At 70.2% G+C, this 9,430-nt stretch carries 13 protein-coding genes; 7 read left to right on the top strand and 6 right to left on the bottom strand.

Translation table 11 applies throughout. The features are described from left to right. The first annotated feature begins 2 nt into the window (after window positions 1–2). Genes RT051_RS09130 through RT051_RS09150 form a run of 5 tightly spaced genes read left to right on the top strand, consistent with a single transcriptional unit; the run spans window position 3 to window position 3,537 of the window. The gene (locus RT051_RS09130) at window positions 3–137 is read left to right on the top strand and encodes a hypothetical protein (RefSeq protein ID WP_313075397.1); all 135 of its coding nucleotides are present in this window, start codon (window positions 3–5) and stop codon (window positions 135–137) included. Window positions 138–139: 2 nt separating this feature from the next. Beyond that, a complete protein-coding gene (locus tag RT051_RS09135; protein ID WP_313075408.1) occupies window positions 140–688 on the top strand; it encodes a class I SAM-dependent methyltransferase in 549 nt (182 codons plus the stop codon). Window positions 689–721: 33 nt separating this feature from the next. Further along, window positions 722–1,621 carry a 4-hydroxy-tetrahydrodipicolinate synthase gene (gene dapA / locus RT051_RS09140; RefSeq protein ID WP_313075414.1) on the top strand — a complete coding sequence of 300 codons (900 nt, stop codon included), beginning with the start codon at window positions 722–724 and terminating at the stop codon, window positions 1,619–1,621. Window positions 1,622–1,649: 28 nt separating this feature from the next. Then, window positions 1,650–2,744, top strand: a complete 1,095-nt coding sequence (gene bamC / locus RT051_RS09145; protein WP_313075418.1) for an outer membrane protein assembly factor BamC — start codon at window positions 1,650–1,652, stop codon at window positions 2,742–2,744. Between the two features lie 10 nt (window positions 2,745–2,754). Further along, complete coding sequence (locus tag RT051_RS09150) at window positions 2,755–3,537, top strand: MBL fold metallo-hydrolase (protein ID WP_313075423.1); 783 nt, start codon at window positions 2,755–2,757, stop codon at window positions 3,535–3,537. Window positions 3,538–3,647: 110 nt separating this feature from the next. Here the strand turns inward: RT051_RS09150 and RT051_RS09155 are convergent, their stop codons facing one another. The 3 genes from RT051_RS09155 to RT051_RS09165 all read right to left on the bottom strand — a co-directional run bounded on the left by RT051_RS09155 (window position 3,648) and on the right by RT051_RS09165 (window position 5,737). Next, complete coding sequence (locus RT051_RS09155; RefSeq protein ID WP_313075427.1) at window positions 3,648–3,929, bottom strand: hypothetical protein; 282 nt, start codon at window positions 3,927–3,929, stop codon at window positions 3,648–3,650. Between the two features lie 162 nt (window positions 3,930–4,091). Continuing rightward, window positions 4,092–4,604 carry a hypothetical protein gene (locus RT051_RS09160; RefSeq protein ID WP_313075431.1) on the bottom strand — a complete coding sequence of 171 codons (513 nt, stop codon included), beginning with the start codon at window positions 4,602–4,604 and terminating at the stop codon, window positions 4,092–4,094. Window positions 4,605–4,621: 17 nt separating this feature from the next. Then, complete coding sequence (locus RT051_RS09165; RefSeq protein WP_313075435.1) at window positions 4,622–5,737, bottom strand: JmjC domain-containing protein; 1,116 nt, start codon at window positions 5,735–5,737, stop codon at window positions 4,622–4,624. A gap of 57 nt (window positions 5,738–5,794) precedes the next feature. Between RT051_RS09165 and RT051_RS09170 the strand changes: the two genes are divergently transcribed. Next, window positions 5,795–6,319, top strand: coding sequence for a peptidylprolyl isomerase (locus RT051_RS09170; protein ID WP_313075440.1), 525 nt, complete (start codon window positions 5,795–5,797; stop codon window positions 6,317–6,319). A 41-nt stretch (window positions 6,320–6,360) separates the two neighbouring features. On the opposite strand, the gene RT051_RS09175 is transcribed toward RT051_RS09170, so the two are convergent. The 3 genes from RT051_RS09175 to coaBC form a co-directional block, all read right to left on the bottom strand. Next, window positions 6,361–6,849 carry a glycine zipper 2TM domain-containing protein gene (locus tag RT051_RS09175; protein ID WP_313075443.1) on the bottom strand — a complete coding sequence of 163 codons (489 nt, stop codon included), beginning with the start codon at window positions 6,847–6,849 and terminating at the stop codon, window positions 6,361–6,363. Between the two features lie 180 nt (window positions 6,850–7,029). Continuing rightward, window positions 7,030–7,476 (bottom strand): dUTP diphosphatase, encoded by a 447-nt coding sequence (dut, locus tag RT051_RS09180; RefSeq protein WP_313075446.1) that lies wholly within the window; start codon window positions 7,474–7,476, stop codon window positions 7,030–7,032. After that, entirely contained in the window at window positions 7,473–8,699 is a 1,227-nt protein-coding gene (gene coaBC, locus RT051_RS09185) for a bifunctional phosphopantothenoylcysteine decarboxylase/phosphopantothenate--cysteine ligase CoaBC (RefSeq protein ID WP_313075449.1), read from the bottom strand. Before coaBC ends, dut begins: the two co-directional genes overlap by 4 nt. A gap of 103 nt (window positions 8,700–8,802) precedes the next feature. Here coaBC and RT051_RS09190 point away from each other — a divergent pair. Beyond that, on the top strand, window positions 8,803–9,430 hold a 628-nt coding region (locus RT051_RS09190), incomplete at its 3' end, for a CTP synthase (RefSeq protein ID WP_313075452.1).

Raw genomic sequence — 9,430 nt, forward strand, 5'->3', positions numbered from 1 at the left:
GCATGGCCGGGGCCCCGCGCGCACGCAGCTGGCTGGCCGGGGTGGCACTGGCCGCCGTGCTGCTGGCCGTCTTTGCCTGGTATCTGCAGCCCGACTTCATGCTCACGCTGGCCGACCAGCTGTGGGCCTGCTTCTGAACATGCAGCACGGCAGCCCTGCCCCATCGCCCTGGATCGTGCGCTGGTCGCACCTGGTGCCCACCGGCGGCACGGTGCTCGACGTGGCCTGCGGCAGCGGCCGCCACCTGCGCTGGTTCCATGCACGAAATCACCCGGTCACCGGCGTGGACAGGGCACCTGATGCTATTGAATCTGCAGCAATTGTGGGCGAGGCGGTGCGGGCAGACATCGAGGCCGGACCCTGGCCCTTCGAGGGCCGCAGCTTTGCCGCCGTGGTCGTCACCAACTACCTGTGGCGCCCGCTGCTGCCGACCCTGGTCGCCAGCGTGGCGCCGGGTGGCGTGCTGCTGTACGAGACCTTTGCCCAGGGCAACGAAACCGTGGGCCGGCCCGCCAGGGCGGACTTTCTGCTTGCCCCCGGCGAGCTGCTGCGCGCCTGCGCCGACCTGCGCGTGGTGGCTTATGAAGACGGCTTTCTCGAGGCGCCCGGGCGCTTCGTGCAGCGCATCGCCGCCGTGCGTCCGCCGCGGGGGCAACAGGGGCCGCTCAGGCTTTCACTCGCTAGTTAGAATGCCTTTTTTTCCGCTTTCCCCGCCGCGCCCATGACCTCTCCCAGCGCCCCCCTGACGGGCAGCATCGTCGCCCTCGTCACCCCCATGCTCGACGACGGCAGTGTGGACTACGCCAGCCTGCGCAAGCTGATCGACTGGCACATCCAGGAGGGTACGGACTGCATCGGCGTCGTGGGCACGACGGGCGAGTCGCCCACGGTCAATGTCGAGGAGCACCGCGAGATCATCCGCGTGGCCGTCGAGCAGGCCGCGGGCCGCGTGCCCGTGATGGCCGGCTGCGGCGCCAACTCCACGCACGAGGCCATTGCACTGGCGCGCTACGCCAGCGAAGTGGGCGCGAGCAGCCAGCTGCAGGTCGTGCCCTACTACAACAAGCCCACGCAGGAAGGCCAGTACCGGCACTTCAAGGCCATCGCCGAGGCGGTGGGCGACCTGCCGATGGTGCTGTACAACGTGCCCGGCCGCTCGGTGGCGGACATGCAGCACGAGACGGTGCTGCGCCTGACGCAGGTGCCCGGCATCATCGGCATCAAGGAGGCGACGGGCGACCTCGCTCGCGCGCAGTGGCTGATCCGCGACGTGCCCGAAGGCTTTGCCGTCTATTCGGGCGACGATCCGACGGCCGTGGCCCTCATGCTGTGCGGCGGCCACGGCAATATCAGCGTGACGGCCAACGTGGCCCCGCGCCTGATGCGCGAGCTGTGCGCGGCCGCGCTGGCCGGCGACACCCGCCGCGCCATGGACATCCAGTTCAAGCTGCTGCCCCTGCACCGCCACCTGTTCATCGAGGCCAACCCCATCCCCGTCAAGTGGGCCATGGGCCGCATGGGCCTGTGCAGCAGCACCATGCGCCTGCCCATGACGCCGCTGTCGCAGTCCAACGAAGCCGTGGTCGAAGGCGCGCTGCGCGCCGCCGGGCTGCTGGCCTGACCCTGTCCGGAACACCAAGGAAATCCGCGTGAACGCTAGCATCCGCCGCATTGGCCTGATCGGCCTGGCCCTCTCCGTCTCCGCCTGCTCCGTCCTGGAGAGCGACAAGATCGACTACAAGAGCGCCACCCGGGGCAATACCCTGGAGGTGCCGCCCGACCTGACCCAGTTGTCGCGCGATACACGCCACACGGTGCCGGGCGGCACGGTGTCGGCCGCCGCCTTCGAGGCCGGCCGCGCCCAGCAGCCGCGCCAAATCACTGCGGCGCCGGTGTCCCTGGGTGACGTGCGCATCGAGCGCGACGGCAACCAGCGCTGGCTGGTGGTGGGCCGCTCGGCCGACCAGCTGTGGGACCCGGTGCGCGACTTCTGGCTGGACAACGGCTTTATCTATACCGTCGAGCGCCGCGACCTGGGCATCCTGGAGACCGACTGGGCAGAAAACCGCGCCAAGCTGCCGCAGGACATCATCCGCCAGACCGTCGGCAAGTTGTTCGATTCGCTCTACTCCACCGGTGAGCGCGACCGCTTCCGCACGCGGCTCGAGCGCCGCGCCGATGGCGGCACCGACATCTACCTGACGCACCGCGGCATGGTCGAGGTCTATTCCTCCTCGCAGAAGGACCAGACCGTCTGGCAACCCCGCGCCGCCGACCCGGAGCTGGAGGCCGAGTTCCTGCGCCGCATCATGGTGCGCCTGGGCGTGAGCGAGGAACAATCGCGCGCCGCCGCGGCCACCGCAGCGCCGGCCGCGCCCTCGGCACGCATCGCCAGCGTCGGCAGCGTTCCCGTGGTGCAGCTGGACGAGCCCTTCGACCGCGCCTGGCGCCGCGTGGGCGTGTCGCTGGACCGCACCGGCTTCACCGTGGAGGACCGCGACCGCAGCCAGGGCACGTATTTCGTGCGCTATGTGGAGCCCAACGCCGGCGGCAAGAAAGACCAGGGTTTTCTCGCCAAGATTTTCAAGCGCGACACGGACGCGGCGCCGCCGCTCAAGTACCGCATCGTGGTGCGCAGCGAAGGCGGGCAGAGCACGGTCTCGGTGCTCAACGCCGCAGGCGCGCCCGAGTCGTCCGCCAGTGCCGAGCGCATCCTGCGCGTGCTGGCCGACGACCTGAAGTAAGCCGGCCGCGTTGCTGCGTTTTCGCAATCTGGCCAGCGGCAGCGGTGGCAACGCCACGCTGATCGAGGCGGGCAGCGGTGCCCACACGCACCGCCTGCTCATGGACTGCGGGCTGAGCCTGCGCCAGCTCGGCCTGCGCCTGGGCGCCGCCGGCACCACGCCGGCCGAGCTCGACGCGGTCTTCATCACCCACGAGCATTCCGACCACAAGGGCTGCGTGCTGCAGCTGGCGCTGCGCGAGCGCCTTCCCGTATGGATGAGCCGCGGCACCTGGGAGGGCATGGGCCAGCCCGACTTCGACGGCCTGCTGCGCTTCGCGCAGGACGGCGAGGCCATCGACCTGGGCAGCCTGCAGGCGCTGCCGCTGGCCGTGCCGCATGACGCACGCGAGCCCCTGCACCTGCGCTGCAGCGACGGTGCCACCCACGTCGGCCTGCTGACCGATCTGGGCCATATTCCGGACGGCTTGGTCGAGCGGCTCGCGGGCTGCCACGCCCTGCTGCTGGAGGCCAACCACGACACCGGGCTGCTCGAGGGCGGGCGTTACCCGGCCTTTCTCAAGCAGCGCATCGCCGGACCCCTGGGCCACCTGCCCAACCACGCCAGTGCCGCGCTGCTGGCTCGGTTGAACCATGGCGGCCTGCGCCACGTGGTGGCGGCGCACCTGAGCGCGCACAGCAACCAGCCGCACCTGGCGCAGGCCGCGCTGGCGGGCGCCCTGGGCTGCAACGCGGGCGACATCATCGTCGCCGACCAGCGCGCGGGCACCGGCTGGATCGACGCCAGCCACTGAGCCCAGGCCCCCAGAGAAGGGCGCGGCAAAGAAAAACCCCGCGCTGGCATCCAGGGCGGGGTTCTTGCGGCCTGCCGGCCACCGGCCGTGCAGGCCTCGCGGCCGGCTGCTTACTTCGATTCAGCGGCGGGAGCGGGCGCGGCAGCGGCTGCGGCAGCAGCGTCGGCAGCAGCCTTGGCAGCGTCCTCGGAGGAAGTCGCGTCGGTGGTCGCAGCAGGCGTTTCGGCCGCGGCGGGCGCCTCGGCGGCGGGCGCGGGTGCCGGCTCGACAGCTGCGGGAGCGGGGGCCTCCACAGGAGCGGGTGCCGGTGCGGGAGCGGGCTCTTCCTTCTTGCCGCAGGCGGCGAGGGCAGCGGCGGCGATCAGGGCGGCCAGAGCAACAGACTTCTTCATTGCAGTTTCCTATGAGGACAGTGATTTTTTATAAAACGCCGGAGCGACCGGCGGATGGCGCCAAGAATTTTCAATCCCGAGCGCCGCGGCGGTAACCAGCCAACGATTATAGGAACGCTTGCGTCAATACAGACTTACGCCAATCGTGCTGTACCCGCCACGCTACAAACCCAGCACCGTGGCTGGAAAGGCCGGGCAGCTGCGCGAGGTGATCCATTCCCCCAGTTGCTCGCGCAGCAGCACGCGCTGCGCGCTGTCGCTCCCGGCCACGCCGGTGCTGCGCACCGGGTCGTGGCGCTGCAGCGCCCACTGCGGCGACCACAGGACGCTCGGTAGCGAGAGGGGATCGGGCGCGCTGGCCTGGCGGCAATCCAGCAGATGGTCCCACTGTCTGCGCCAGTGCACGAAACGCGGATGGCGGCGCGCGACCTCTCCGAAGTCGAGCGCCAGCAGCGTCATGCGCCGGCCCGGGCGCGCCCACTCCTGCAGAGACTCGACCACGGCCCTCTCGCCCAGGGGCCAATCCGCAAAATTGCCGTCGCTCAGGATGAGTTCGCTCCAGCCCTCGCGCGCCGCCGCGGCCAGCGCGCTGCGCACCCAAGCGCGAAACTGCTCGCGCCCGGCAAAGCGCCCTTCGGGCAGGGGCTGGGGGCGGTCATTGCCTGGCTGCGCCATGGCGCACGCCCCGCGCTTCAGGCGTGGGCCCAGCCGGCATCGCACCAGGCCGACAGGGTCTGCAGCACCTCATCGCTGGCGTGGGCCAGGGCCTGCGGCGGCAGCGCGCGCTCGTCGGCCAGGCGCTGCATCAGCTCGGCGTCCGGCCCTTCGGCGTGGTAGCTCTCGCCGTTGATGAAGATGTGCTGGTCGTCATACATCATGCGGGTACGCCGGTCGAGCACCACGCGTTCGAACAGGCCGCGGCTGGAGGACGGCTCGAACCAGACGTTGGGCTTGGGCTCGGTCAGCGCCTCGCCCAGCGCACGCTCCAGTGCCCCGGGCTGCGCCAGGGCGTGCTGCACGGCCTCGCGGGCGAACTGCTGCAGCTGCGCGGGAATGGCGCCCGGGGTCGCCACCGCGCTCTGGCGCGGGTCGCGGTAGATGGGCGCATCGTCCTCGTCGGCCGCCGCCTCGGCCACGCGCAGCAGCACCTCGTGCGCCAGGCCCGCCCGCTCGGGCGAGCGAAAACCGATGGAATAGGTCATGCACTCGCCCTCGGCCACGCCGTCGTGCGCCCAGCCCGGCGGCAGGTAGAGCATGTCGCCGGGCTCCAGCAGGTATTCCTCCTCGGGCTCGAAGTGGGCCAGGATCTTCACCGGCATGCCCTCGATCAGCGTGGGGTTCTTCTGCCGTCCGATGCGCCAGCGCCTGCGCCCCAGTGCCTGCAGCAGGAACACGTCGTAGCTGTCGAAGTGCGGACCCACGCCGCCGCCGTCGGTGGCGTAGCTGATCATGAGGTCGTCCAGGCGCGCTTGGGGCACGAAGGCGAACTGCTGCATCAGCGCGTGCGTGGCGTCGTCGTGCAGATCCACGCCCTGTACCAGCACCGTCCACTCGCGCGTCTGCAGGGACGGCAGCGAGCGGCGGGAAAACGGCCCGTGGCGCAGCAGCCACTGGCCGTCCTTGTGCTGCACCAGGCGCGACTCCACCTCCTCGCGGCCCGCCAGCTGCAGCAGCGCAGCGCGCGGGACGGGGGGCTTAAAGCCGGGGATGGCCTGCCGCACCAGCAGGGGTTTTTTGTGCCAGTGCTGGCGCATGAACTGCGTTGGGCTTAGGCCCGCCAGCAGTTGCAGGGGTTGTCGTACGTCCATGGGCAGAAGCGGCGCGCCGCCGCGAGGCGAAGGGGGAGGAACTGCGACAATTGTGCTATGGAAATCAACGAACAATGCGTGGTCGCCCTGACCTGGGTCCTCAAGGACACCCTGGGCGAAGAGCTTGATGTGCTGGACGAGCCGGTGGAGTTCCTGGTGGGCGGCGACGATCTGCTGGCGCGCATCGAGGAGGCGCTGCAGGGCCACTCGGCCGGCGCTGAACTGTCACTGCACCTGGAACCCGAGGACGCCTTTGGCGACTACGACGGCCAGCGGCTGTTCCTGGAGCCGCGCGACATCTTTCCCGCCGACCTGGAGGAAGGCATGACCTTCGAAGGCACGGCCCTGCCCGAGAGCATGAGCGCGCAGACGCCGCGAGATGCGCTCTACACCGTGGCGCAGATCTACCCCGAGCACGTGGTGCTGGATGGCAACCACCCGCTGGCCGGCATCGCGCTGCGTCTGCAGCTGAAGGTGCACGAGGTGCGGGAAGCCACGGAAGAAGAGATCGGCCGGGGCTCGGCCGGTGTCGGCTTCTTTCGTATCCAGCCGCTGGCGCCGGGTGGCGACTCGCTGCACTGAGCCGGGCCGCTCCACCCGGCCCGGCGCCCCCAGGGGGCCACTTACATGCGCGAGATCTGCCCTGCGTACAGCCGCACGCGGTCGCCCGGCCGCAGGTTGCCGGGCGAGGGCACGTCATAGACGCGCTGGCCGCCCTGGTCGAGGTTGATGGTGATGCGGTAGCCCTCGGCCTCGGCGCGGCCCTGATGGCCCTCGATGGCATTGCCTGCCGCGGCGCCGCCCACGGCGCCCAGCACCGTGGCTGCCGCCTTGCCCGTGCCGCCGCCGATCTGGTTGCCCAGCACGCCGCCCACCACGGCGCCCAGGATGGCGCCGGCGCCGCTGCTGCGGTTTCTCGATTGCAGGGCCTCGATGTACGAGACCGTGCCGTACTCCGTCACCCGGTCGTTCTGGTAGGACGGATAGGCCGGCGCCGGCTGGCTGGGGTAGTACGGCCGGTCGGAGTAACCGGGCGAGTTCGCGCACGCGGCCAGCGTGCCGGCCAGGGCCAGGGTTCCGGCCAGGGAGGCGAGACGGGAATACTTGCGCATGGCATCACTCCTTGAGTTGCTTGTTTGATGAATACCGCGCAGGCCCCGCCCGCGCTGCAGAGGGCCATTGCAGCAGGAAGGCGCAGGCCTTCGGGCCGGGCAACCCCTGCCGGTGGTGTAGTTGCACGCTGGCGAGCCAGGTAGGCGCAGGCCGACAGCGGCGGGCTTGCCCGCGCCGCCTCAGTGCCTGCCCGTCGAGCCGTAGCCGCGTTCCCCACGCTCGGTGGGTGCAAAGTCTTCCACCACGCGAAACTGCGCCTGCACCACCGGCACGACGACCAGCTGGGCCAGGCGCTCCAGGGGCTGCAGGGTGTAGGCCGTGCTGCTGCGGTTCCAGGCGCTCACCATGAGCTGGCCCTGGTAGTCGCTGTCGATCAGCCCCACCAGGTTGCCCAGCACGATGCCGTGCCTGTGGCCCAGGCCCGAGCGCGGCAGGATCAGGGCGGCATGGCCCGGGTCCCTCAGGTGGATGGCAATGCCCGTGGGCACCAGTTCGCAGGCACCGGGGGCCAGCAGCAGGGGCGCATCCAGGCAGGCGCGCAGGTCCAGGCCGGCGCTGCCCGGCGTGGCATAGGAGGGCAGCTGGCCCGCCATGCGCGGGTCCAGGATCTTGACGTCGACGTTCATGCGGCGCGAGTGTGCCCCAGGCGCCGTGCGATCTCGGCGATCAGCTGCTGCGCCAGCACCTGCTTGGAGGCGCGCGGCAGCTCCTGGTGGCCCGCGCCATCGACCAGCACCAAGGCGTTGTCGTCCTGGCCGAAGGTGGCCGGGCCAATGTTGCCCACCAGCAGCGGCACGCCCTTGCGCTCGCGCTTGGCGCGGGCGTGGGCAAGCAGGTTCTCGCTCTCGGCGGCAAAGCCCACGCAATACAGCCGGCCACTGCGCGCGCGCTCGCCCTGCGCCACGTGGGCCAGGATGTCCGGGTTCTCGACGAAGGCCAGCGCGGGCACCTCGCCCGAGCCGTCCTTCTTGATCTTGTGCTCGGCGCTGGCCGCCGGTCGCCAGTCGGCCACGGCTGCCGTTGCTATGAAAACACTAGCTTCATGTGCTTGCCCATCAACGGCTTCGAGCATATTTCTTGCAGAAACCACGTCGATGCGGCGCACGCCGCGCGGCGTCGGCAGGTGTACCGGGCCGGCCACCAGGGTCACCTCGGCGCCAGCCTCGCGCGCGGCGCGGGCGATGGCAAAGCCCATCTTGCCCGACGAGAGGTTGGTGATGCCGCGCACCGGGTCGATGGCCTCGAAGGTCGGGCCGGCGGTGATCAGCACCTGCTCGCCGGCCAGCAGCTTCGGGCTGAAGAAGGCCGCCAGCTCCTCCATGATCTCGGCGGGCTCCAGCATGCGGCCGTCGCCCGTCTCGCCGCAGGCCTGCTCGCCGCAGCCCACACCCAGCACCACGGCCCCGTCGCCCCGCACCTGCGCCAGGTTGCGCTGCGTGGCCGGGTGAGCCCACATCTCGCGGTTCATGGCGGGGGCCAGCAGCAGCGGCACGCTCTCCGCGGGCCGGGCCAGGCACAGCAGGCTGAGCAGCTCGTCGGCCCGGCCGTGGGCCAGACGCGCGATGAAGTCGGCGCTGCACGGAGCGATCAGCACCGCGTCGGCCGCGCGCGAGAGATTGATGTGCGCCATGTTGTTGGGCTCGCGCGCATCCCACTGCGAGCCATAGACGGGCCGGCCGGTGAGCGCCTGCATGGTCACGGCGGTGATGAACTGCTCGGCCGCCTCGGTCATCACCACCTGCACGGTGGCCCCGGCCTTGGCGAGCAGCCGGGCCAGTTCGGCGGACTTGTAGCAGGCCACGCCCCCGGAGAGGCCCAGCACGAGGTGTTTGCCAGCGAGTGCATTCATGGGCGGGGATTCTGGCAGACGTCCATCCGCGCCGGCGGACGCGGCGGCACCGGGACGTGGGCGGGGCGGAACCTATAATCGCCATTTCCCGCCCCATCACGACATGACCAAATTCGTCTTCGTCACTGGCGGTGTGGTGTCTTCCCTGGGCAAGGGAATCGCCTCCGCCTCCCTTGCCGCGATCCTCGAATCGCGCGGCCTCAAAGTCACCCTCATCAAGCTCGACCCGTACATCAACGTGGACCCGGGCACCATGTCGCCGTTCCAGCACGGCGAGGTCTTCGTGACCGACGACGGCGCCGAGACCGACCTCGACCTGGGCCACTACGAGCGCTTCATCGAAACCCGCATGAAGCAGGCCAACAACTTCACCACCGGCCGCATCTACCAGTCGGTGCTCGAGAAAGAGCGCCGCGGCGACTATCTCGGCAAGACGGTGCAGGTCATCCCGCACATCACGGGCGAGATCCAGGAGTACATCAAGCGCGGCGCCGGCATCGGCACGCCCGAGGCGGTGGACGTGGCGATCTGCGAGGTCGGCGGCACTGTGGGCGACATCGAGTCGCTACCCTTCCTGGAGGCGGTGCGCCAGCTGTCGCTCAAGCTGGGGCCGAACAACTCGGCCTTCGTGCACCTGACCTACCTGCCCTGGATCGCAGCGGCCGGCGAGCTGAAAACCAAGCCCACCCAGCACACGGTGCAAAAGCTGCGCGAGATCGGCATCCAGCCCG

The sequence above is a fragment of the Melaminivora sp. genome (assembly GCF_032059615.1).
Lineage (GTDB): Bacteria > Pseudomonadota > Gammaproteobacteria > Burkholderiales > Burkholderiaceae_C > Melaminivora.

Bases quoted from the DNA above. Each gene is read 5' to 3' on its own strand.
- RT051_RS09130 (WP_313075397.1), top strand. From the start codon at position 3: ATGGCCGGGGCCCCGCGCGCACGCAGCTGGCTGGCCGGGGTGGCACTG.
- RT051_RS09135 (WP_313075408.1), top strand. From the start codon at position 140: ATGCAGCACGGCAGCCCTGCCCCATCGCCCTGGATCGTGCGCTGGTCG.
- dapA (WP_313075414.1), top strand. From the start codon at position 722: ATGACCTCTCCCAGCGCCCCCCTGACGGGCAGCATCGTCGCCCTCGTC.
- RT051_RS09155 (WP_313075427.1), bottom strand. From the start codon at position 3,929: ATGAAGAAGTCTGTTGCTCTGGCCGCCCTGATCGCCGCCGCTGCCCTC.
- RT051_RS09160 (WP_313075431.1), bottom strand. From the start codon at position 4,604: ATGGCGCAGCCAGGCAATGACCGCCCCCAGCCCCTGCCCGAAGGGCGC.
- RT051_RS09165 (WP_313075435.1), bottom strand. From the start codon at position 5,737: ATGGACGTACGACAACCCCTGCAACTGCTGGCGGGCCTAAGCCCAACG.
- RT051_RS09170 (WP_313075440.1), top strand. From the start codon at position 5,795: ATGGAAATCAACGAACAATGCGTGGTCGCCCTGACCTGGGTCCTCAAG.
- RT051_RS09175 (WP_313075443.1), bottom strand. From the start codon at position 6,849: ATGCGCAAGTATTCCCGTCTCGCCTCCCTGGCCGGAACCCTGGCCCTG.
- dut (WP_313075446.1), bottom strand. From the start codon at position 7,476: ATGAACGTCGACGTCAAGATCCTGGACCCGCGCATGGCGGGCCAGCTG.
- coaBC (WP_313075449.1), bottom strand. From the start codon at position 8,699: ATGAATGCACTCGCTGGCAAACACCTCGTGCTGGGCCTCTCCGGGGGC.